Genomic DNA, 24,200 nt, shown 5'->3' with positions numbered 1-24,200 from the left:
GTCTTTATTTCGGTTCCCTGTATGGGAATAGTTTCACCAAACCTTCATACAAACTTCGGTGAAGAATGGTCGCATGATTGTCTGTTTCCATCATTTTATATTCCACAGTCCAGTTCTTTTTACCAGCCTGTTTCATTACATCATAAAGAGATCCTGCGTCTTTTACCATCACAGGATGTTCGTCTTTTCCTACAGAAACGTAAATAAATTTATTAGTATCCTGGCTTTTGGAAAGCAATTGCGGAGCCTGTTTTAATAAGCTCTGATCGTCCCACCACAAACTTGGACTGATGATAAAATAGTTATTGAACATTTCAGGCTTTTTCAACAAGATTTCTGTTGCCAGAAGCCCTCCCAGGGACTGCCCGAATAGATATTTCTCTGTTGTTTTATACTGGCTTCCGATGTAAGGAAGTAATTCTTTTTCCAGAAAATCAATAAACTTGTCTGAATGGCCTGTCGTAGGGTAATCTTTTTGTAAATCCTTAAGATCGGTATGAAAGGTAAAATCTCTTTTTCTGTCGATATTGGCAATTCCTACCACGATGGTTTCAGGCATTGCATACATTTGATTAAAGAACTGTACCAACCCAGAAACATGAATGAAGTCTTCATTCATTGAGCCATCCAGCAGATAGATCACCGGATATGACTTTGCTTTATCAAAACCCTGGGGAAGATAAATATTTAAAGTTCTGTCTTCATTTAAGATTTTAGACTTGAGTGTCCTGACCTCTCCGATAGTCAACGGTTTTGCTTTTTCATTCTGGGCTAAAACCATGAATTGAAAGGCAAACAGCAGGCTACAGGCTATGAGAATCTTTTTAATCATTAATTTTCTGTTTTTAATTTATTTTAAATCTGCCCAAATGCTGTAATCAACAGTTTTGGTAGGAATCTGTTCTACATATTCAGAAAACGGTTCACATGGAAGAATAGCCTCTTTTCCTTCTCTTGCCAGCTGTTGATAGAGTTTGGTTCCTTCGGTTTTCCAATGGATCATTTCATCGGAAACATCACGGATAATTTTGGCAGGGCTTCCCACAATTAATTTTCTAGGTTCACATCTGAAATTAGCAGGAACAAAAGCCAGAGCTCCGATGATGCATTCGTCACCGATAACGGCTTTATCCATCACTACCGAATTCATTCCTACAAGACAGTTTTTACCGATATGCCCGGAATGGATGATCGCTCCGTGACCAATATGGGCTGATTCTTCCAGGATGGTCTCAATATTCGGGAACACATGAAGGGTACAGTTTTCCTGGACGTTGGCTCCATCTTTAATAATAATTTTCCCCCAGTCACCGCGGATCACAGCATTGGGACCGATATATACTTCTTCGCCGATTTCCACATTTCCGATGATCACGGCCTGCGGATGAATATAGGCAGAAGGTTTGATGATGGGACGGATACCGTGGTATGAGTAGATGTTCATAAAATTTTTTGTTAAAAATTTAATTTAACAATGTATCAATCTAACAGTTTACCAATGAGAAATTCTTCGAAAGGCTCATATCATAGGAATTGTTACATTGTTACATTTCTATATTGTTACATTATTGAAAAAGTTATACTTTTTCAATGACCATTGCATAGCCTTGTCCTACACCGATACAAAGGGTACACAATGCATATTTCTTATCTTGCTTCTGAAGTTCCATAGCGGCAGAACCAATGATTCTTGCTCCGGAAACTCCCAGTGGGTGGCCAATGGCAATAGCTCCTCCGTTTGGATTCACTCTGGAATCATCATCTTTCAAACCTAAGCTTCTAGTCACGGCTAAAGCCTGTGCTGCAAATGCTTCGTTCAGTTCAATGATGTCCATATCGTTCAGAGAAAGATTTAATCTTTTTAATAATTTTTGGGCGGCCTCTACTGGTCCAATCCCCATAATTCTAGGCTCTACGCCAGCTACTGCAGATCCTAAAATCTTCGCTTTTGGTTTTAAACCATATTTTTTCACGGCTTCTTCACTGGCCAGGATAAGAGCTGCTGCTCCGTCATTCATTCCTGAAGCATTTCCTGCGGTTACGGTTCCTTCTTTTCTGAAAGCCGGACGAAGTTTTCCTAAACCTTCCATAGAAGAAGTAGGTTTAATGAATTCATCCTGATCAAAAATTTTAGGCTCGCCTTTTTTCTGAGGAATTTCAACTTTTACAATTTCTTCCGCCAGTCTTCCGCTTTGCTGAGCTTTTGTAGCTTTCTGCTGAGACCAAAGGGCAAATTTATCCTGATCTTCTCTGCTGATATTGTGCATATCTGCAAGATTCTCTGCTGTTTCCCCCATTCCGTCTACCCCGTACATTTCTTTCATTTTAGGATTAACAAAACGCCATCCGAAAGTGGTGTCAAACATCTGGCTGTCTCTTCCGAAAGCAGCACCCGGCTTAGACATTACGTAAGGCGAACGGGTCATGTGTTCTACGCCGCCTGCAATATAAATTTCACCTTCTCCCGCAGCAATGGAACGGAAAGCATTAGCCACCGCGGACATTCCTGAAGCACAAAGCCTGTTTACTGTTTCCCCTCCGATTTTGTAAGGCAACCCTGCCAATAAAAGAGCCATTCTCGCTACGTTACGGTTATCTTCTCCTGCCTGGTTGGCACACCCGAAAATAACGTCCTCAATTTCCTCAGCAGGAACTTCAGGATTTCTGTCCATAACTTCTTTGATAACTACTGCAGCCAAATCATCAGCTCTTACTTCTGATAACCCGCCCTGTAATTTTGAAATTGGTGTTCTTACGTAGTCTATGATATATACGTTGTTCATTTTTATTAATTTAACAATGTATCAGTTTAACAATGTAACAATTGGATTAGTAGATTGGTACATTTTCAAATTGGTACATTTTATTTATAGTTCAGTTACTTTTTTTCCAATTTTATAGACGGTTCCGACGAATTTTGCAATCAAGTCATTGTTTTGATTGGTAATTTTGATGTCGTAAACGGCTGTTTTTCTGGTATCATTCACCAGAATGCTTTCTGCTCTGAAAACATCACCTTCTTTTCCTGCTTTGGTAAAATTGATGATACAGTTCAGGGCCACGGCCGCATCTCCGGTATTATTGGATGAAAATGCCAGTGCAGAATCTGCAAAAGCGAACGTCACACCACCGTGAACCGTTTTAAGCCCATTGATCATCTCTTTCTTGATGGGCATTTCTATTAAGCAATAGTTTTCTTTGACTTCGATCATTTTGATATTCATCCATTGGGAAAAATAATCCTGACCGAACATATAATCTGCAATTTGTCTCGGCGTCATTTTTTTTAATTTAACAATGTATCAATGTAACAGTTTACCAATAGAAATTCAAAATACTCAATGGATTGTTACATTGTTGGATTTATTATATTGTTACATTTTATGAAGTAAAGGGCTTTGTCTGTACCTTTCTTCCTGATATTCTTCATAAAGATTCTGCAGAGTTTCGGAAATTTTTGAATAACCGATTCCTTTTCCCCAGCTTAATAATCCTTTTGGATAATTTACTCCTTTCTGCATCGCCAGCTCAATGTCTTCATCGTTGGCAATTCCTAATCTTTTGGCTTCTACGGCTTCATTGATCAACATTGAAATGATTCTTAAAAAGATCTGCTGATATAATGCATCGTCTTTTTCAGCAACCGGTTTCTCGGCACCTTCTGCGTAATCATAGAAACCTTTTCCCGTTTTTCTGCCATGAAGTTTGGCTTCAGCCATTCTTTGCTGAAGCAGAGACGGTTTGTATTTCGGATCGTAGAAATAATCTTTGTAAACGGTTGTAGTTACTGCAAAATTCACATCCACACCAATAAGATCCATTAATTCAAATGGGCCCATTTTGAAGTTTCCCAATGTTCTCATCGCTTCATCTACCTGTTCCGGCGTTGCTATATTTTCTTCAACAATTCTTAAACCTTCACCGTAATAGGGACGGGCAATTCTGTTGACGATAAATCCGGGAATGTCCTTGGCAATCACCGGCATCTTTCCCCATTCTTTCATGAGGCTATACATTTTTTCCGGTAATGATTTTTCTGTTAACAGGGATGGAATGATTTCAACCAATGGCATCAATGGAGCCGGATTAAAAAAGTGAATTCCGATGAAACGCTCAGGTTTCTTTAATTCTGCCCCAAGAGAGGTGATAGAAATGGAGGATGTGTTGGAACCGATGATACAGTCTTCGGAAACATAAGTTTCCAGTTCTGTAAATACTTTGGTTTTTATGTCTTTGTTTTCGATAATGGCTTCGATCACGAGATCGGAATCTTTCAGATCCTGTAAAGCTTCACCTTTAACGATATTGTTTCTGATTTCTGTGGCTTTTTCCTGAGAAATTTTAGCTTTATCCACTAATTTCTGAAGTGTTTTCTCTAAGCCTGATAATGCTTTATCAATCTGCGGAGCATTGGCATCGAATAAAACGACCTTGCATCCCGCTGTTGCAGCTACCTGAGCAATTCCTACGCCCATGGTTCCTGCCCCAATAATTCCTATATTCATTTTAATTTGTACAATGTATTTATGTAAAAAGTATTCATGTAAAAGCTAAAAAAACAAAAATGCATTCTTAACTTATTTTCAACCTAAGCCTGCATTAAAGTCATGAATACATTTTACATGAATACATTCATACGAAATTTATTTCCCTTTATAATCAGGTTTTCTTTTCTGTAAAAAGGCGTTTACCCCTTCGATGAAATCTTCTGTCTGTGCAGCTTCCTGCTGTAGATCAGCTTCTAATTCAAGCTGTTCTCTCAGTGTATTATTATAAGACTGAGCAAAAGCTTTTTTAGTTAATTTAATAGCAGCAGTTGGCATATTTGCCATTTTTCCGAGAATCTCCATGGATTTTGGAGCAAATTCTTCTTCAGTGAAAACCTCAGCGACCAAACCGTAAGATTTAGATTCTTCAGCTGACAGTCTTTTGCCTGTAAATGCTAAATAATTGGCCAATTGTCTTCCTAATAGTTTTGGAAGGAAATAAGTTCCACCCGTATCAGGAATGAGTCCGATATTTGAAAAGGCCTGAGCAAAATAAGATTTGTCTACTGCTAAAACAAAATCACAAATCAGGGCAAGCATCGCACCTGCACCTACTGCAGGGCCATTTACCAATGCCACAACAGGTTTTTTACAACGCGTAATCTCTGTTACCAGAGGATTGTAGTAATCCACTACAATTTTTCTGATGATATCGTTATCATGGTGCTCATTGCCCTGTACGAAAGCATCATCCAGGTTCTGACCGGAACAGAAAGCCCTTCCTCTTCCCGAAATCGCCACACATCTTACTGTAGGGTCTTCGCTGCATTCTTTAATGAAATCTTTAAGATCTGATAAAGATGGCTTTGTAAGCGCGTTCATTGTTTCGGGCTGATTGAGGTAAGCAATTTTTAGTTTTCCGTCAAAATGCGTTTCAATATCAAGTTGTGTATACATGGTTTAAATTTAAATTAAATGATTAAAAATTATATTGCCCTAATTTAACAATATAAAATAATGTGGCAATCTCTGTAGTGTAACAATATATCAGTTTAACAATGTAACAATCAATAGTCTTGCATAACATTAAATAATCTAACAATATATCAATCTAACAGTGTAACAATTATTCCGACATTGGTAAACTGTTAGATTGATATATTGGTACATTAATTAGTGACACTTAAAATAATCAAACGGCTCCAGACAGTCTAAGCATTGATAAGAAGCCTTACACAATGTAGACCCGAATCTGCTGATCTGTTTTGAATTCATAGAGCCACAACGCGGGCATTTTTTCGGTTTCCCGATGTGATGTTCGTCTGCTCCTTTTTCTGGAGGTGTTATTCCGTACATACGAAGTTTTTCTCTCGCTTCATCCGTGATCCAATCTGTAGTCCATATCGGAAACATTTTAGTGACCACTTTGGCATCCCAGCCGTTTTCCCTCATGATCTTCATGATGTCTTCCTCAATGGTGAACATGGCAGGACAGGCAGAATAGGTTGGCGTAATTGTTATTTCACAAGAATTCTCGCTTGTAACTTTAGCTTCTCTTACAATACCCAGTTCCACGATATTGATTACCGGAATTTCCGGATCGGGAACTAATTCTAATATTTCTAAAGGATCTTTCATTTTTAAAATGTACCAATTTATCAATCTAACAGTCTAGCAATTAATTGTTACATTGTTAAACTGCTATATTGTTACATTCAAATATTTACCACGTACATCCCGGATACGCTCTCTGCATATACTGAAGTTCGCAAAGAATAAATCCGAAATATTCGGTATGGTATCCTGTTCTTGATTTAGGCTGCATAAAAGGATTTGCCGGATATTCCAATCCATACTCTGCAAAATCTTTTTGTGTGATGGCCAGGAATTCTTTGTACAGTTCATCTCCATCCGGAGCGATATTTAAAGCAATTAAATCATCCTCGCCATCTACTTTTGCAAATAAGCCTTTTGTATATTCCCAGATATTATCAAGAGATTTTACTAACCGTTCACGGCTTTCTTCTGTTCCCTGAGCAAAAATTTTCATCCAGGAAGAAGCATGAGTATAATGGTATCTCACCTCTTTCAAGGACTTTTGAGCCAAAGCGGAAAGTTCTTCATCGGCAGAATTTGATAATGCTTCATACATTAATTTCTGATAGACAGAAAAAACATATACTTTAAGAATGGTCTGAGCATAATCTTCATTAGGAAGTTCAACCCAATGTGCATTTACATATTCGTGCTCATATCTTAAGAAGGCTATATCATCTTCACTTTTACCGTTATCCGCCACTCTTGATGCATACACATAAAAGTTATTGGCTTGTCCCAATTCGTCCAGCGCGATGTTTGTCAATGCGATATCTTCCTCCAGATAAGGTCCTTCACCGCACCATGCAGACAGTCTCTGTCCCATGATGAAGCTGTCATCAGCAAACTTTAATAAATAATTATATAATGAATTCATTGTTTAATAGATTTCAGATTTCAGACACTAGATTTCAGATTAGACATTGTCTTGTATCTGATATCTCACATCTTAAAGTCTTTATTAATTACATATTTTTTACATCATTAGGAATATCGTAGAATGTCGGGTGACGGTATAGTTTGTCATCTGCCGGATCAAAGAAAGCTTCTTTATCTACTCCTTCTGACGTCACAATATATTTACTTGGAACTACCCAAACAGAAGTCCCTTCTTTTCTTCTGGTTGTAAACGTCTCTTGCGTTCTGCAAAGCCATTTCTGCTGTTGGTGCCTGTACTATTCCTGCGTGTTTATGGGATAATCCCGGTTTAGTCTGAATAAACACTTCCCACATATCTAAATTTGCCATAGTCAAATTATAAATTAGCAATGTATCAGTGTAACAGTTTACCAATGAGATGCTTCGACGAGCTCAGCACGACAGTGATTGTTACATTTTTACATTGGTATATTGTTACATTATTATATTACTTCTTTTTGTTGTTTTTCTGCAAAAGCTATTGCTGCTTCTTTTACCCAAAGATTTTCCTGCTGTGCTTTTACTTTGGTTTGTAATCTTTTTTTATTACAAGGCCCATTTCCTTTTAAGATTTCCATGAATTCATCCCATGGAAGCTCTCCGAAATCGTAGTGCTGTCTTTCTTCATTCCACTTCAGATCTTTATCCGGAACGGTTAATCCTAAGAATTCAGCCTGAGAAACGGTAACATCGATAAATCTCTGACGAAGGCTGTCGTTACTTTCTCTTTTTACTCTGTAGTTCATTGATATTTTAGAGTTTGGCGAGCTGTCGTCATTTGGTCCAAACATCATTAAAGCTGGCCACCAGAAACGGTTTAACGAAGCCTGAGCCATTTCTTTCTGCTGTTTTGTTCCACGGCAAAGCGCCATCAGAATTTCATAACCTTGTCTTTGGTGAAAAGATTCTTCTTTACATATTTTCACCATCGCTCTTGAATAAGGACCGTAAGAATTCCCCATTAGCATCACTTGGTTCATAATGGCTGCACCATCTACCAACCAACCGATGGCACCGATATCTGCCCAACTTAATGTCGGATAATTGAAAATACTTGAATATTTCGCTTTACCTTCCAACATATCTTCATAAGTAGCATCTCTGTCTGCTCTGATGGTTCCGTTACCTAAAGTTTCAGTTGCGGAATACAGGTATAATCCGTGACCCGCCTCATCCTGAACTTTAGCTAAAAGAGCCATTTTTCTTCTCAACGAAGGTGCTCTTGAAATCCAGTTAGCTTCCGGCAGCATTCCGACAATCTCAGAATGGGCGTGCTGTGAAATCTGACGAACCAACAGTTTTCTGTAATCATCGGGCATTACATCTTTTGGTTCTACTTTATTCTCATCGTGAACGTATTGAACAAATTTTTCTAAGTCCATTTCTTTTGTTTTTTGTATTAAAGTAAAATGTCGGGTGTACAATGTATTTTGATTTACTTTTTACATTGTACATTTTACAAAAAATTAAACGTCATAATTAAGCATCACCACATTCGTTGTCGGGTGACATTGACACGTCAGAACATAGCCTCTGGCTACTTCGTCTTCGGTAAGCGCGAAATTTTTCTCCATGAAAACTTCTCCTTCCAAAACCTGCGCTTTACACGTACAACAAACTCCTCCTTTGCAAGCAAAAGGTACCGGAAGATTGTCTTTCAATGCTTTATCTAAGATACTCTCTTTTTTAGAATTGAGGTGGAACGAATATTCATCATCATCAATGATGACCGTTACCATACTTTCCAGATTGGCTATTGCCTTGAATTCGTCACTCATTTCCTCAGAGTTTTCGTCGTCGGGAGCAGTGAAATATTCAAATAAAACCTGAATAGCAGGTACTTTTTTATCTTTCTTTAAATAATCAGAAATTCCTTTAATCATTTCTGCAGGACCACAGATGAAATAAGTAGATTCTTTTACATCGATCTCTGTATATCTTTCAAATAACTGCTCTAGCTTCTCAGCAGAAATCCTTCCTTCAAATACAGGATCTTCATGTTTTTCACGGCTTACCAGATAAATAACTTTCAGCCTACCGCCGAAATGCTCTACCAATTTATCAATCTCACCTTTTTTCATCACATGATTCATGCTTCTGTTGCTGTAAAACAGATAAGCTTTACTGTCCGGCTCCTGATAAAGGCTTTCTTTAATATTGGATAAAACAGGGCTGATCCCACTTCCCGCTGCTAAACCCACGTAGGTTTTCACATTGGTTGGGTGGTAAGAAGTATTGAAACCACCCATTGGGGGCATTACTTCCAGCACTTCGTCCATGTGAAGATGTTCATTGAAATATCCTGAAACTTTTCCGCCTTCCAAAAGCTTCACAAGAACTTCCAGTGTGTTGCTTTTTTCACTCGGTGCGTTGCAGATAGAATAAGAACGTCTTTCTTCATTTCCGTCGATCATCATACGGAAATTAAGATACTGCCCCTGCTTGAACCTGAATTTATCTTTCAGCTCCTCAGGAATTTCTACTGCTACGTTCACCGCATCAGAAGTATCTTTCTGAACCTTTACCGTTTTAAGTTTATAAAATGAATTCATTATTTTTTAAGTATTCTATTAATTTTTCCGCCTTCGCACTTCGGCAGGCTGTCCTGGGCATGGATTTTCACTTTTGTAGTAATTCCTACCCTCTTTTTTATTTCGTTTTCTATGTTTTTTCCAAAATTTCCGACAAAATTAAAATAATCATCGGTTCCTGCATTCATTTTTTCAGATTTCACCAATTCATCGTCAATTTCTACATCAATATCCAAAGCGACACACATCTGCTCTTTTTCAATTGGGGTAAGATAATAGTTTGGAACGACTCCCTTCACATATGAAAATGCATCTTCAATCTGGCTTGGATAAACGTTCACTCCTCTTACAATCAACATATCATCTGCTCTGCCTTTCAATGGTCTCATTTTAACCATGGTTCTTTTGGCATTGTCATCATAATAGAGACTTGTAATATCATTGGTCCAATAGCGTAAGAGCGGCATTGCCTTTTTCGTTAAAGTGGTAATCACCAAAACCCCTTCTTCCCCGAAAGGAACCGGTTCTTTAGTAATTGGATCTAAAATTTCAGGATAAAAATGATCTTCCCAAATGTAAGATCCTCCTTTCTCTTCAAAATCCTCCATGGATACCCCGGGCCCTATGATCTCGCTTAATCCATAAATATTGGTAGCATGCAGGCCTAATCTTTCCTCAATATGGTTTCTGATAATTTCTGTCCAGGGCTCTGAACCTAAAACAGCATATTTTAAACTGATTTCCTCCGCAGTAATTCCTCTCTTGGCAAATTCATCAGCAATTGTCAGTGCATAAGACGGAGAACAGCATATTACTTCAGGTTTAAAATCAATGATCAGATCAACCTGTCTGGCCGTCATTCCTCCTGAAATGGGAAGAACGCTCATTCCTAGTTTTTCTGCTCCGTAATGAAGTCCTAATCCTCCGGTAAAAATTCCATATCCGTAGGCATTATGTAACTGCATTCCCGGTCTAGCTCCAGCCGCATATAATGATCTGGCAACAACTTCACTGAAAAGATCTACATCTTCTTTTGTATAGCCTACCACCGTTGGCTTTCCTGTTGTTCCGCTGGAACAGTGAATTCTCTGCAGTTCATTTTTTGGAACAGTAAACAATCCGAATGGATAATTATCCCTTAAATCCTGTTTATAAGTTATAGGAAGTTTCGTAATATCTTCAATCGACCTTATATCTTGTGGAGATACTCCCAATTCATTAAATTTCCCTCTATAAAATTCTGATCTCTCTCCAAGATAGCCGACCAAGTCTGCCAAACGGCCAGACTGAAGCAGTCTCAACTGGTCGAGTTCTAAGTATTCAACTGAAAAATCCATATCCACTAACTAACATTTGTTAGGTGTAAATTTAAAAAGAATTTCTATGCTGGCCAAATTTTTATGATTTTTGTCATTTTTTGAATGATTCTAAATAATCGAATAGTAATTAAACGAGCTATTTCGTCCGTAAATAAGACAAATATTTAGAGTTGTATGAAAAGAATCTTTATTTGAAACATTAACATTTGTAAGGAGTGAAGAATAATAAGGAAATATCAAATTGTCATTCATACTGAAAAGAGCAACTATTAGGTCACGTCATTTCTGAATATCCTTGGCAAGGTTTAAAACCTTGCCAAGGATAAAAAATACGCTTTTCAGCACTAAAACTTTCAGCTTAAAAATGTAAACCTTATGCACAAAGCTTTTGTGTCTTTTGCGATAAAAAAATTATTGTTTCTGATTGCCCAACAACCCATAAAGAAGCTTAGCTCTTATCTCATCTGTAATTTCAGAAGTGGATTCCGTATTTCTTTTGAACCAGAAATATGAATTATTAAGAGTGTGAAGAATGAATCTTGTCGTAAAGGTCGGCGATTTCAGCTCCCAGTTTTCGGCTTTATAGATTTCGGAGATCAACTGTTCTACCTCTTCCTGATAGTTTTTCCGGAGCTCTATGAATTCAGGAAGCCTTTCTTCAAGATGCCGCCATTCATTGGAATAAATGTGGGTGACGTCACGGTTTTGAAGAACAACTGATAAATGTTTATCCAGAAAAAGGTTCAACTTATCTTTTGGAGCAATGTCTGTATTTTTCACTTCCTGGAGCTCATCAAAAAATTCCTGCGCAATTCCGAAACAAATCCATTCCAGGATTTCTTCCTTAGAACGGATATGAGCATACAGCGAGGCCGCTTTAATGTTAAGCTTCGTGGCAAGATCTCTTACCGAGCTACCCATATACCCTTTCTCTTTGAAAAGTTCTACGGCGACGTCTAAAATTTTCCTTTGTTTTTCTTTAAGCTCCATCTGGTAAAATGCAAAAGTAATTATTCTGAGGTTAATACGTTAATTTAAAGCTATGAATTTAAACACAGAAGGGGGAGTTTTGTTTGACCACCCCGTCAAATGGCAATTTGCCACCCCTCCGGCGGAGGGGAATTTTCGTTTAAGCTTATATAAAAAGCCGTTAATTACTAAAATTCTTCGTTCTCTCATTTTTAGTTTTCACGTAATCTGACGGTTTTTCCATTATTTTAAAATAAAAATGAATGAATCGGAAATTTTGTCAAGTTAATTTAACGTTAAAAATAAACAATCCGGAAATTTTGTCCATTTATTTTGTAAATTTAATAATTGAACAGTTTTTGCGATAAGCTAATCGATTAAATGATAAATAACTGATGGCATTAAGAAATTGAGCCTTAAAATTTAGTTTCTTGATGTCTTTTAAAAACTGAACCACAAACAAATTATTACCAAAAACATAAAAAATATGAACTTAAACCAATATACTGTAAAATCACAAGAAGCCATTCAGGCGGCACAACAGACTGCTATGGAATTTGGCAATCAGAGTATTGAACCGCAACATATACTTGAAGGTATTTTTCAGGTAGATGAAAATATTTCGCCTTTCTTACTGAAAAAATCTGAAGCAGATGCCAGCCTGGTAAGAGAGCGCAATCGTGAAAATCTTGAAAAACTTCCAAAAGTTCAAGGCGGCAACATCTATCTTTCCCAGTCTGCAAACAAAGTATTGCTGGACGCACCGAATGTTGCCAAGAAAATGGGTGACGAGTATGTAACGATTGAGCATTTATGGTTAACATTACTGGAAACCAGTTCTGAGGTATCCAAAATGCTTAAAGATATGGGCGTTACCAAAAGCCTTCTGGAAGGTGCTATAAAAGAATTAAGAAAAGGAAGCAAAGCTACTTCTGCAAGTTCGGAAGAGACTTATCAGTCTTTAAATAAATATGCTAAAAACTTCAACGAATTAGCAGCTGAAGGAAAACTCGACCCGGTGATCGGGCGAGATGAGGAAATCAGAAGGGTGCTTCAGATCCTTTCGAGAAGAACAAAAAACAACCCTATACTTATCGGGGAACCCGGTGTGGGTAAAACAGCCATTGCTGAAGGAATTGCACACCGTATCATTTCGGGAGATATTCCTGAAAACCTGATGGATAAAACCTTGTATTCATTGGATATGGGAGCTTTGATTGCCGGAGCAAAATATAAGGGTGAATTTGAAGAACGCCTTAAATCTGTAGTAAATGAAGTAATAAAATCAGACGGACAGATCATTCTTTTCATCGATGAGATTCACACTTTGGTGGGAGCCGGAGGTGGTGAAGGAGCAATGGACGCTGCTAATATCCTGAAACCTGCTTTAGCGAGAGGAGAATTGAGAGCGATCGGTGCTACTACTTTGAATGAATACCAAAAATATTTTGAAAAGGACAAAGCATTAGAGAGACGATTCCAGAAAGTAATGGTGGAAGAACCGGATACCGAATCTGCAATCTCAATTCTAAGAGGGATTAAGGATAAATATGAAGCTCACCATAAAGTAAGAATCAAAGATGAGGCAATTATTGCTGCAGTGGAGATGTCTCAGAGGTATATTTCAGATCGATTTTTACCGGATAAAGCGATTGACCTTATCGATGAAGCTTCGGCTAAATTGAGAATGGAGATCAATTCAAAACCTGAAGAGCTTGACGTTCTGGACAGAAGATTAATGCAGCTGGAAATTGAGCTGGCCGCTATTTCGAGAGAAGGCAACCAGACTAAAATTGATCATTTGAAAGAAGATATTTCAAAAATTTCTGAGGAAAGAAATGAGATCAATGCGAAATGGTTGAAAGAGAAACAAAAATCTGAAGATTTAACCCAGATCAAAAAAGATATTGAATCTCTTAAACTGGAAGCAGAAAAAGCTTCAAGAGCAGGAGATTACGCAAAAGTAGCTGAAATTCAGTACGGAAAGATAAAGGAGAAGGAAGATGCTTTGCAAAAACTGGAACTGGAGATGCAAAATCATCAGAATGAATTAATAAAAGAGGAAGTTACTTCTGAAAATATTTCTGAGGTAATTGCGAAATGGACAGGAATTCCTGTGACTAAACTGATCCAATCTGAAAGAGAAAAATTATTGAATCTTGAAGCAGAACTTCACCACCGTGTTGTTGGCCAGGATGAAGCGATTGGAGCAGTTGCGGATGCGATAAGAAGAAACAGAGCCGGATTGAGTGATGAGAAAAAACCTATCGGATCTTTCTTATTCTTAGGAACAACCGGTGTTGGTAAAACTGAGCTGGCCAAGGCTTTAGCGGAATATTTATTCGATGACGAGAATAATATGACCAGAATCGATATGAGTGAATATCAGGAAAGGCACAGTGTTTCAAGACTGGTAGGTGCTCCTCCGGGATATGTAGGCTATGATGAAGGCGGACAGCTGACTGAAGCAGTAAGAAGAAGACCTTATTCTGTAGTTCTTCTGGATGAAATTGAAAAAGCGCATCCGGATGTTTTCAATACTTTGCTGCAAGTTTTAGACGACGGGCGTCTTACGGATAATAAGGGACGTGTGGTAAATTTTAAGAATTCAATCATCATTATGACTTCCAATTTAGGTTCACACCTGATTCAGGAGAATTTTGAAAATATTACAGAGGAAAACCAGGATGAGATTGTGAGCAAGACAAAAGATGAAGTTTTTGATCTTCTGAAACAAAGTCTGCGCCCTGAATTCCTGAACAGGATTGATGAAGTGGTATTGTTCCAGCCTTTAAGCAGAAAGGAAATCGGAAAAATTGTTCAGTATCAATTGAGAGGGTTCAATGAGATGCTAGGCAAACGAAACATTATCATGACTGCTACTCAGGACGCTGTAGATTATCTAATGAATAAAGGATATGATCCTGCTTTCGGTGCAAGACCTCTGAAAAGAGTGATCCAGCAGGAAGTTTTAAATAAATTATCAAGAGAGATCCTTGCAGGAACAGTGAATGACGGTGACAGGATTACTTTAGATTATTTTGAAGAAACTGGCCTGGTATTCAGACCTGCCGAACTATAAAAAAGTTTTTTTCATATATATTATTTTTGTAAGTAAGTGGTGCAGCCCAATCTGCATCACTTATTTTTTTATTGTTTTTTTATCATAATCATGTGAAATATTATTACATTTATCACTCATAAAAATTACTAACTAAAACAAAATCAGTATGAAAAAGTTAAAAAGAAGTTCATTGAAAACTATTTTAGGAGGAAAAATTGATTGCAGTTGCAACATATTAATTTATCCTGACGGCTCTACCAGCGGAACGTGCGCTACAGAACATTGTTCACAGATCGACATCAATTGCGGACAAATCGAATGCAGACCCAGCCTTATTGATTAACCTTTAAAATTATCATTATGAAAAAGTTAAAAAGAAATGATTTAAAGAAAATCAGCGGTGGTGTATCGGCTGAAATCATAGAATGCGACATCGACATGAATTGCCCCATGGGTCTCTGCTGTTCTACAGGAAATATTTGTAGGGATCGCAAAAAATACCCTTGCATTTAAGATACAACCGGAGAAGAAAATCTCCGGTTTTTTATTTTTTATGAAATATAAATTAATGGTCCGGAAGTAGAATAGGATTATTATAGAATACAGCTACAGGGTTCCCAAATTATTTTGGGGACTTATTGTTTTACAGCCTATCTTGCAATCCGTAAAAACACGGAAAATAAACAGGAAAAAACACATTCGTTTACCTTGAAATTTTTACGAGATTTGCACTACTAACTAACATTCTATTATAAAACTAACGTTATGAAAACAACATCTACTTTAGAGGCGGGAGCATCTGATGACAATTCAGGTAAAAATACTATTACTATTGAGCTTGTTCAGAATCTGATCAATAATTATAGAAACAATCAAATGCAGGTGGTTAATAAAGAATTAGGATTTACTGATGCTCATGCCATTTGGTTTGATCTTCCTAAACTCAAAAAATTTATTGCCTGTATCGAAAGTGAAGCTCAACATGTAAATCCAGGAGTTTCTGAAGAAGATTTAGGGATCAGATTTTATTACGCAGCCTATCCAAAAGCGGAAGACTGGGCAATTATGGAAAGTCATCCGGTAGAAAAAGAATATGCAGAAAGACATACTCTGGTTATGGTCCCTACTTTAAAAAAAGAAGACGAAACAGGTGAATTCCTTAACTACGATTTCAGTCCACTTGAAGGAAAATCAGTATTAGCCATGGCAGGAAAAAAAAGCCATCCAACTAAACCGGAAACGATTGCGGAAAACCATGGGACTTTATCTCCACCACATAATACAAATGCTGAACAATTTCCTTAATTAATAATTCATTTTTACCTTAATTTATATGACTGATTTTCAGAAGATACTTCAGGAGTCCCTTATCTGGGTAGAAGGACTCGCTGCCATTATATCGCTAATTTACTATAATCGTAGTAATAAAGACGATTATTGGAAGTACTTCTCTTTTTATCTTATTCTTATGTTTCTGTGTGAGGTCATGGGAAAGTGGGGATACCTATTTATAGAATACGATAAACCGAAATTTTTCAATTATTTTGTAATTCCCATTGAGTTTCTTTTCTTTTATTGGCTTTATGCAGCAAAATCATTAGAGAAGCCAAAACTTTTTTATGCCTTATCATTCCTTTATTTATTGTCATTTTTACCCAGTGAAATATTTTTTACTACAAAAAAAATAATTTTCTCTTTCAATTATACATTTGGGTGTCTTATACTGATGGTTTTGGTTATTATGGAATATTATAAACAGATCAATTCCACTGAAATTTTAAACTTCAGCAAAAATAAAATGTTCTATATCAATCTGGGAGTTACCTTATTTTATATAGGAACTCTGCCCTTCTGGACATTTTTCAGCCTTTTAGCCAAGTATAAAGAATTATGGGATATGTATTTTAATTATTTTCTGGTATCCGGAATTATAATGTATCTTTTATTTTCAATTTCATTCATATGGGGAAAACGGAGCTCATAATAACCATTATACTATTCAATATTTTTTTTGTATTGTTTGTCATTGCCGTGATGATTTATATCCGTAAATACAAACAGCGCAAAAGAGAGTATATGAATGAAATTGAAATAAAAAATGAAGTTCACCAGCGTGAACTCCTGGCGACCCAGCTTGAAATCCAGCAGGCTACCATGCAGCAGATAGGCCGTGAACTTCATGACAATATCGGCCAGAAACTGACATTGGTAAGCCTTTATACACAACAGCTCCTTTATGAAAACAAAGTACCGGAAGTGAGTGAAAGGATCGACCAGGTTTCACAGATCATCAACCAGTCCTTACAGGATCTCAGAAGCCTTTCCAAGACACTCACAGATGACAATATAAATCAAAAGGAAATTGTAACTTTAATCCAGGAAGAGGCAGACAATACCAATGCTTTTAAAAGATGCCATGTAACTTTTGAGCACAATTTTAAACAGCTTGACCTTGGATTTGTACATAAAAATGTTCTCCTAAGAATTACGCAGGAATTTATCCAGAACAGCATCAAACATTCCGGCTGCAAAAATATTTTTATTAAACTGAACACTTCGGAGGAGATACTCTGGGAACTCGACCTCAGAGATGACGGTACAGGCTTCGACAGCAACGATATAAAATCCAACGGCATCGGCCTGACGAATATGAAAAACAGGGCCGCCATTATAGGTGCCGATTTCAGTTTTGAAAGCAGAAAAAATGAAGGAACTACACTTAATATTATCTTAAAAAAACAGCCATGAAAAAAACTATCGTGATCGTTGATGATCACATTCTTATCGCCAAGGCACTGGAAGGAATCATTGGAAATTTCAGTGAATTTGAAGTGATCTATGTCTGTGAAAACGGCCAGGACCTCATCCAAAAACTTGAAGAAAAAAGTACCATTCCGGATATTATCCTGCTAGACATCAGTATGCCGATCATGGACGGCTTTGAAACAGCAGCCTGGCTTTCGAAACATCATCCGGATATCAAAGTGATGGCTTTAAGCATGCAGGGTGATGACAACAGTGTGATCAAAATGATTAAAAACGGCGCTAAAGGTTATTTACTGAAAAATACCCATCCAAAGGATCTTGAAACGGCATTAACTAAATTAAACTCCGATGGATTTTTCTATCCCGAATGGGCCTCAAAAATTATCTTTTCCAACCTTAATAAAGACAAGGAAACTGAAACTACCGTAAGAATTTCAGACCGCGAAAGAGAATTCCTGAAATATACCGTAACCGAACTGAGCTATAAGGAAATAGCAGACAGAATGTGCTGCAGTCCCAGAACTGTTGAAAGCTACCGTGACCAGCTGTGCGATAAACTGGACTTAAAAACGCGTGTAGGACTGGCTGTTTTTGCCATTAAAAATGGGTTCGCCGGCTAACATGAGTGGCGTTAAAAATATAAACCATATTTCGCACTAAGTATAATTTTTTTCAAATAAAACAAATCATATAGTAAATATTTAAACACACAGTAGTGATATGATTAAAATTCAACAAAACAAAGAATTAAATGAATAATATCTAACAACAAAACTGTTTTATTATATAATAAATAAATATTTGTAAAATATTTTGTCTATTAATTTTTTATACTATATATTAGCAGACCAAACCATTAAATATATATTATGAAAAAAGTTCTTTTTGGAGCCGTTATTTTATTTCTGGCCTCCTGTAATAACGACGTCAACTCTGTAAATGAGCCTGCAGAAGCTGAATCTCAAAATGTGCAGGTGGCAAGTAAAAGAGCCTGTCCATCTGATGAAATCAGAGAAGAAGCTCTTAAAAATGATCCGGCATTAAGAGCCAGATTTAATGCCAACCAATTGCAGTCCGACAATTACTCCAGAGATATCTCAATGGGTAAAGTACTTGCAGACGGAACAGTTGAAATTCCGGTTGTTTTTAATGTGATCTATAACACTTCTGCTCAAAATATTTCTGATGCCAGAATTGCAGAACAAATCGCTGTTCTGAATGCAGATTATGGTGCTACAAATTCTGATGTTTCCAATACTCCGGCAGCATTTCAGCCTTATACTGCTGGTGATGTGAAAATCCGTTTCAAACTGGTTGCTACCAACCGTAAGCAAAATTCAAAAACAGGCTGGAAATCTAACCTTAACGAAATGAAGAAAGCCAGCACAGGAGGCATTGATGCTACTGATGCCACTAAGAACATGAACATCTGGGTAGTAAATTCTATTCTTGATGCGAATGGACAAGCTGGGACATTAGGATATGCCTACTATCCTGAATCTGCAGGACTTTGGTATGACGGTCTTGCAATAGGCTATCAGTATATTGGAAAAACAGGTGCTTCTGCTCCATTTAATTTAGGAAGAACTGTTACTCATGAAGTAGGTCATTACCTGAACTTACCTCACCTTTGGGGATCTACAGACACTGGATGTCAGACTGATTATTCTAATGACACTCCAACTTCTCCCGGTCCTAACTATGGTGTTCCATCATATCCATTAAACAGAACTTGCGGCGGAGTAAGTCGTTCTCAAATGTTTATGAATTATATGGATTATGTAGATGACAAAGCAATGGTAATGTTCTCTGCCAATCAAAAGACAAGAATGCAGGCTGTAGTAGCTGCTTCCGGTCCAAGAGCAGGATTAAGATAAAATACATTCTAATTAACTTTAAATAAAATAGCCTGAAATTAATTTTAATTCAGGCTATTTTTATTTTACATATTATTTATAAGATTAAAATATCAGAAAGATTGTTTCAAAGAGACTACCTATTAAAATTATCTTATTATTAGCTTAATAATAAATAAAATAATTTACATAAAATATGTACAGATTAAAATTACGCTACATTTTTTAAAAAATAATTCAATAAATTCACAATTTTTAAAATTAGCAACAATTCATTATTTCGATAAATAAAATATTAAATACATAATAAATAAATATAATCATTGATTTATTTTTAATAAAATACAGAAAACATCTTGCATAATAACTTTAAATAATATAAATTCACCGTCAGAAATCATAGAAAATAACAGCTTATGAAAAAATTATTATTCGGAGCAATTGTATTAAGCTTCATGTCGGCCTGTAACAGCGACAATATGACCAACCAAAGTGAAAACCCAGCGAAGGAAGATGTCTCTTCAGGTGATATGTTTAAAAGGGGTTGTGCCTCTGAAGAGGTAAGGCAGGAAGCATTAAAAAACGATGCCCAGCTTAGACAGAAATTTGTAACGCTTGAAGCCAATACAGAAAAATTCGCCAATGAATTAAAACTTGGAAAAGTTCTTGCAGACGGCACTGTAGAAATTCCGGTTGTGGTCAATGTATTATATAAAACTGCTGCAGAAAATGTATCTGACGCAAGAATCGCTGAGCAAATTGATGTTCTGAATGCTGATTATGGAGGAACAAACACTGATGCAAGCAAAATCCCTGCTGAATTCCAGCCTGTAGGCGCTGGTGATACGAAGGTAAAATTCAGGTTAGTAAATACCATAAGAAAAGCAACAACTAAAACAGGCTGGGCAACCAATGATGATATGAAGAAAGCATCCAAAGGAGGAATTGATGCTACAAGCCCGGCAAATTATTTAAACATCTGGGTGGTAAGTAAAATGACAAGCCAGGGAAGAACTATTCTTGGATACGCTACATTTCCTGAATCTTCAGGATTATGGAATGACGGTGTTGCTATAGCCGCTCCATACTTTGGAAAAACCGGCGCCGCTTCACCATTTAATTTAGGAAGAACCGCAACACACGAAGTAGGGCATTATTTAAATCTTAGACATATCTGGGGAGATGCAAGCTGTGGTAATGACCAGGTTGCAGATACTCCTACACAGACTTCTGAAAATTATGGAAAACCAACGTATCCATTATACAACACATGTAGTGGTGTTCAAAGATCTGTAATGTTCATGAACTATATGGATTATGTAGATGATGCTGCGATGTTTATGTTCTCAGCAGGACAGAAAGCAAGAGTTCAGTCGGTAGTTGCTTCTACAGGAGCAAGATCCGGATTAAGACTTTACTAAAAAAAAAATCGATTTCAATAAAAAAGCCTGAATTTTCTGTTCAGGCTTTTCTTTTATAAAGTTTTCTTATTGTTTTCAGGGGTATAATCCATAAAAATATCGCCATCCAACTCTACAGATTTTACTTTCTTTTTAATAGGAATAGCGAGGTCCGCCTGCTTCTGATTTTTTTCCCACAGCGCAGGTGAGAAATGAAGCTTCTCAACAGATCCGTCTTCATAATTTAAAACAGCATCAAAAGGAATGGCAAATCCACCTACATTATCAACATTGATCGTAAGAAGGTCATTAAGCTGTGAAGCACCGGTAACTTTTAAATCTATATAATTATTGGTATAAAACCAGTTTTGAAAGAACCAATCCAGATTTTTCCCGGATCCTGTATTCATAGAATTAAAATAATCCCATGGCACAGGATGCTTCCCGTTCCAGTTATCCATATAATGACGAAGTGCTTTTTTGAATAGTTCATCTCCAAGATAATCTTTCAAAGCAAGGTATGACAGGGAAGCTTTTACATAAGAATTGTTTCCGTATCCGGCTCCGCTTACCTGTGTACTCATGGTAATAATGGGCTGATCTTGTTCGGCAGAGGGGTCTTTGATCCATTTTTTGACACGGAAGTTTTTATAAAATTCTTTAGCGGCAGCTTCACCGTTTTCATCAATACCGATCAGGTATTCCAATGTAGTAGCCCAGCCTTCATCCATAAATGCATAACGGGTTTCATTAATTCCCATGTAAAAAGGGAAATAAGTATGGGCAATCTCGTGATCTGCAGTAAGCCTTGCATCCCGAAGATCATCTGGAATACTGGTATCATTAATCATCATTGGGTATTCCATATCGGCATACCCCTGAATCGCGGTCATTACATTATAAGGATATTCTACTCCGGGCCAGTTCTTTGAGAACCAATCCAGATTATAGCGCATCCATTCTACATAATGTTCAAAATCTTTTGCACCTGCCCTGTATCCGGCCTGAACGCTGGCTCTTTTGGTTTTTAACTGAACGCTTGCCGCATCCCAGACATAATGGCTGCTTAATGCAAAACAGAAGTCTGTAATATGACTGGCTTTAAATTTCCAGACATTCCATTTGTTCTGTTTCGTTACTTTTCCAGAACTCATTTCCTGTTCGGAAGCAATATGAATCAGCTTATCACTTTTAAGAGAAGCTTTATATCTTTTTAAATATTCAGGCTGAAGCACGGCATCAGGATTCAGGAAATCCCCGGTAGCCCAGACTACGAAATTCTTCGGTGCAGTAATAGCAAAATTATAATCATTAAAGTCATTATAAAACTCCTGTCTGTCGGAATGAGGAAGCATATCCCAGCCATTATAATCATCATAAACTGAAATTCTTGGAAAAGAATAAGCTACATAGAAGGTTTGAGGATCTATCTGCCCTTCTCTCCCACTTTGTACGGAAAGCGGGTATTCCCATTCTATTTTCACCTCAGCTTTAGCTCCGGATTTAAGTGCTTTATTTAATTTTACTTTTTCTACTGTTCCCCAGTCATCACTGTTTACTGCATATTTTTCGCCGTTTACAGCAAAAGATTTAATATGAAGACCTGAAGACAGGAAATCCTTTGATACAGATCCTGATCTTGGAGATTGCGGCTTATGAAGGTTGTTCACAAATCTTATCGCCAGCTCCTGAAGCTGATCCGGACTATTATTACTGTACAGGATCGTTTCTTTTCCTGAAACTACTTTGGTTCCGGCATCCACCTTTACTTCTACATTATATATTCCTTTATTCTGCCAATAATTCTTTCCCGGCGCTCCGGAAGTTTCCCGGGTTCCCTTTTCATGCGCTTTTTTTATATTTCTTGGCATATACAGTTCCTGTGCAGAAATCTGTTGGATGGAAACAGCTGCTACCAGGACGTAAAGAAATCGTTTCATATCTCTAATTTTAAAAAATAAATATCAAAATTAGCGAAAATGTAGCACAGAGCGGTTATTTCTTTTATAATAATGTTTTTATGGTTATTAGTTTTTAATTTTTTATAACCTATCCTGCTCTTCTGCTTTCTTAATCGTCCTGGCATTTTTCACAGACTGATTTCCGAAATTAAATTTCAACGAAACTGAAATACTTTGGGTATCACGGTAATCCAGAAAATAATTATCCTGATTGGCATATTTTGTACTAATTTTTTCCTTCGATGTTTTAAAAATATCATTAAAGAAAAGGCTTCCATCCAGCTTTTTATTAAAGAACTTCTTATTCATCACCAGATAAGCTGTTGACGAACCGGAAATCCTGAAAGTTCCCTGTATAGATGGCGAATTGTACCGATGACCAATTTCAAGCTTCCAGTCACTGTTTTTGTCCAATGTAAAGCTTGTAGAAATATCTGAAGACAAATTCCATATTTTATTTTTATAGAGCAAATCATCAACTCCAATAAAATAATTTTCATTATGTTCAACATTTTCAGAAAGGCTTAAACTCCACCAGGGCTTGATCTGAAAGTTTTTATATAAACTGAATCCATAAGCCTGGCCTTTTTCAATATTCGTGAAATGATAAATCAGATTGTTGGTGCTGGGTTCCTGAAAAGAAATTTCCATTGAGGGATAAATCTCCTTTCTGTAATAAAAATCAAGATTCCATTCTTTCCAGGTGTAGGTAAAATTAAGATTATGAATAATAGTCGCCTTCAGTTTTGGATCTCCCTGAAAATAAGAAAACAGGTTATAGTAAGACTTTGCAGGATTCAGCCATGAATAAGAGGGTCTGCTTATACGCTTTCCGTAAGACAATCCAAATTGATGGTTATTTCCTGTGGTATACTGTGCATACAGGGTAGGAAATAATTTCCAATATTTATTCTTGTTCACTTCATAAGGTTCGGAAACAATTCCTTCAAGATCTGTTTTTTCTGCTCGTAATCCGGCTTTAAAATTCCATTTACCGGGATTATAAGACAGGGAAGAATACAATCCGAAATTATGTTCCTTGTAATCAAAAGCATTGCTTTTATCAGCTCTGTATTGCAGTTGCCCATTTTCATTATCAGAAAAATCCAGCTGGCTATTGGTTTTTACAAGACTGTATTTTGCCCCGGATTCAATTTCCCATTGATCATTTTTCCACTGATAATCTGCCTGTGTAGAATACAGCTGAACATTACTTTGGTCATGGGTTATAAAGTTATTGTCTCCCGGAGCCTGGTTGGCAAAATTAAGATAGGTAATTACATTCTGATATTTCCGGGCATTATTTCCGGCGAAATAATTCGTCCATGACAGC

The 24,200-nt window shown here is 37.0% G+C and carries 22 protein-coding genes and 1 pseudogene; 8 read left to right on the top strand and 15 right to left on the bottom strand.

What is annotated here, in order from left to right; all coding sequences use genetic code 11:
- Nucleotides 1–4: 4 nt before the first annotated feature.
- From QF044_RS21200 to QF044_RS21140, 13 genes and pseudogenes are all read right to left on the bottom strand, one after another.
- Complete coding sequence (locus QF044_RS21200; RefSeq protein ID WP_307271747.1) at nucleotides 5–832, bottom strand: alpha/beta hydrolase; 828 nt, start codon at nucleotides 830–832, stop codon at nucleotides 5–7.
- Between the two features lie 18 nt (nucleotides 833–850).
- Complete coding sequence (locus tag QF044_RS21195; protein WP_307271744.1) at nucleotides 851–1,444, bottom strand: transferase hexapeptide repeat family protein; 594 nt, start codon at nucleotides 1,442–1,444, stop codon at nucleotides 851–853.
- A gap of 133 nt (nucleotides 1,445–1,577) precedes the next feature.
- The gene (gene pcaF, locus QF044_RS21190; RefSeq protein WP_307271741.1) at nucleotides 1,578–2,783 is read right to left on the bottom strand and encodes a 3-oxoadipyl-CoA thiolase; all 1,206 of its coding nucleotides are present in this window, start codon (nucleotides 2,781–2,783) and stop codon (nucleotides 1,578–1,580) included.
- A gap of 84 nt (nucleotides 2,784–2,867) precedes the next feature.
- A complete protein-coding gene (locus QF044_RS21185; RefSeq protein WP_307271738.1) occupies nucleotides 2,868–3,281 on the bottom strand; it encodes a PaaI family thioesterase in 414 nt (137 codons plus the stop codon).
- A gap of 93 nt (nucleotides 3,282–3,374) precedes the next feature.
- Nucleotides 3,375–4,505: a 3-hydroxyacyl-CoA dehydrogenase NAD-binding domain-containing protein gene (locus QF044_RS21180; RefSeq protein WP_307271736.1), complete on the bottom strand. Its 1,131-nt coding sequence runs from the start codon at nucleotides 4,503–4,505 to the stop codon at nucleotides 3,375–3,377.
- 138 nt (nucleotides 4,506–4,643) lie between these two features.
- On the bottom strand, nucleotides 4,644–5,444 hold the full coding sequence (locus QF044_RS21175; RefSeq protein ID WP_307271734.1) for an enoyl-CoA hydratase/isomerase family protein: 801 nt from the start codon (nucleotides 5,442–5,444) through the stop codon (nucleotides 4,644–4,646).
- Nucleotides 5,445–5,660: 216 nt separating this feature from the next.
- Nucleotides 5,661–6,125, bottom strand: coding sequence for a 1,2-phenylacetyl-CoA epoxidase subunit PaaD (gene paaD / locus QF044_RS21170; RefSeq protein WP_307271732.1), 465 nt, complete (start codon nucleotides 6,123–6,125; stop codon nucleotides 5,661–5,663).
- Nucleotides 6,126–6,210: 85 nt separating this feature from the next.
- On the bottom strand, nucleotides 6,211–6,960 hold the full coding sequence (paaC, locus tag QF044_RS21165) for a 1,2-phenylacetyl-CoA epoxidase subunit PaaC (RefSeq protein ID WP_307271729.1): 750 nt from the start codon (nucleotides 6,958–6,960) through the stop codon (nucleotides 6,211–6,213).
- 88 nt (nucleotides 6,961–7,048) lie between these two features.
- Nucleotides 7,049–7,316, bottom strand: a pseudogene (gene paaB / locus QF044_RS21160) (1,2-phenylacetyl-CoA epoxidase subunit PaaB).
- Nucleotides 7,317–7,444: 128 nt separating this feature from the next.
- Nucleotides 7,445–8,383 carry a 1,2-phenylacetyl-CoA epoxidase subunit PaaA gene (paaA, locus tag QF044_RS21155; protein WP_307271727.1) on the bottom strand — a complete coding sequence of 313 codons (939 nt, stop codon included), beginning with the start codon at nucleotides 8,381–8,383 and terminating at the stop codon, nucleotides 7,445–7,447.
- 84 nt (nucleotides 8,384–8,467) lie between these two features.
- The gene (locus tag QF044_RS21150) at nucleotides 8,468–9,553 is read right to left on the bottom strand and encodes a 2Fe-2S iron-sulfur cluster-binding protein (RefSeq protein ID WP_307271725.1); all 1,086 of its coding nucleotides are present in this window, start codon (nucleotides 9,551–9,553) and stop codon (nucleotides 8,468–8,470) included.
- Complete coding sequence (locus QF044_RS21145) at nucleotides 9,553–10,869, bottom strand: phenylacetate--CoA ligase family protein (RefSeq protein WP_307271722.1); 1,317 nt, start codon at nucleotides 10,867–10,869, stop codon at nucleotides 9,553–9,555. Before QF044_RS21145 ends, QF044_RS21150 begins: the two co-directional genes overlap by 1 nt.
- Before the next feature lie 393 nt (nucleotides 10,870–11,262).
- The gene (locus QF044_RS21140; RefSeq protein WP_307271721.1) at nucleotides 11,263–11,841 is read right to left on the bottom strand and encodes a TetR/AcrR family transcriptional regulator; all 579 of its coding nucleotides are present in this window, start codon (nucleotides 11,839–11,841) and stop codon (nucleotides 11,263–11,265) included.
- A gap of 466 nt (nucleotides 11,842–12,307) precedes the next feature.
- On the opposite strand from QF044_RS21140, the gene clpB reads away from it, so the two are divergent.
- The 8 genes from clpB to QF044_RS21100 all read left to right on the top strand — a co-directional run bounded on the left by clpB (nucleotide 12,308) and on the right by QF044_RS21100 (nucleotide 20,927).
- On the top strand, nucleotides 12,308–14,902 hold the full coding sequence (gene clpB / locus QF044_RS21135; protein ID WP_307271718.1) for an ATP-dependent chaperone ClpB: 2,595 nt from the start codon (nucleotides 12,308–12,310) through the stop codon (nucleotides 14,900–14,902).
- A gap of 148 nt (nucleotides 14,903–15,050) precedes the next feature.
- Nucleotides 15,051–15,227 carry a hypothetical protein gene (locus QF044_RS21130; RefSeq protein WP_307271716.1) on the top strand — a complete coding sequence of 59 codons (177 nt, stop codon included), beginning with the start codon at nucleotides 15,051–15,053 and terminating at the stop codon, nucleotides 15,225–15,227.
- Nucleotides 15,228–15,244: 17 nt separating this feature from the next.
- Complete coding sequence (locus QF044_RS21125) at nucleotides 15,245–15,397, top strand: hypothetical protein (protein ID WP_307271714.1); 153 nt, start codon at nucleotides 15,245–15,247, stop codon at nucleotides 15,395–15,397.
- A 252-nt stretch (nucleotides 15,398–15,649) separates the two neighbouring features.
- Nucleotides 15,650–16,189 (top strand): hypothetical protein, encoded by a 540-nt coding sequence (locus QF044_RS21120; RefSeq protein ID WP_307271712.1) that lies wholly within the window; start codon nucleotides 15,650–15,652, stop codon nucleotides 16,187–16,189.
- A gap of 771 nt (nucleotides 16,190–16,960) precedes the next feature.
- Nucleotides 16,961–17,632, top strand: coding sequence for a sensor histidine kinase (locus QF044_RS21115; protein ID WP_307271710.1), 672 nt, complete (start codon nucleotides 16,961–16,963; stop codon nucleotides 17,630–17,632).
- Nucleotides 17,629–18,270 (top strand): response regulator transcription factor, encoded by a 642-nt coding sequence (locus QF044_RS21110; protein ID WP_307271707.1) that lies wholly within the window; start codon nucleotides 17,629–17,631, stop codon nucleotides 18,268–18,270. Before QF044_RS21115 ends, QF044_RS21110 begins: the two co-directional genes overlap by 4 nt.
- 249 nt (nucleotides 18,271–18,519) lie before the next feature.
- Entirely contained in the window at nucleotides 18,520–19,527 is a 1,008-nt protein-coding gene (locus tag QF044_RS21105; RefSeq protein WP_307271705.1) for a zinc metalloprotease, read from the top strand.
- Nucleotides 19,528–19,922: 395 nt separating this feature from the next.
- Nucleotides 19,923–20,927, top strand: a complete 1,005-nt coding sequence (locus QF044_RS21100) for a zinc metalloprotease (protein ID WP_307271701.1) — start codon at nucleotides 19,923–19,925, stop codon at nucleotides 20,925–20,927.
- A gap of 53 nt (nucleotides 20,928–20,980) precedes the next feature.
- Here the strand turns inward: QF044_RS21100 and QF044_RS21095 are convergent, their stop codons facing one another.
- Together QF044_RS21095 and QF044_RS21090 are read right to left on the bottom strand one after the other, a co-directional pair.
- Nucleotides 20,981–22,846, bottom strand: coding sequence for a M1 family metallopeptidase (locus QF044_RS21095; RefSeq protein ID WP_307271697.1), 1,866 nt, complete (start codon nucleotides 22,844–22,846; stop codon nucleotides 20,981–20,983).
- Between the two features lie 102 nt (nucleotides 22,847–22,948).
- Nucleotides 22,949–24,199 (bottom strand): outer membrane beta-barrel family protein, encoded by a 1,251-nt coding sequence (locus QF044_RS21090; protein ID WP_373462690.1) that lies wholly within the window; start codon nucleotides 24,197–24,199, stop codon nucleotides 22,949–22,951.
- Nucleotide 24,200: the final 1 nt, after the last annotated feature.

This window comes from Chryseobacterium sp. W4I1, assembly GCF_030816115.1.
GTDB lineage: Bacteria > Bacteroidota > Bacteroidia > Flavobacteriales > Weeksellaceae > Chryseobacterium.
Note: the sequence above shows the minus strand (reverse complement) of the source record. Positions and strands in the feature narration are given on the sequence as shown.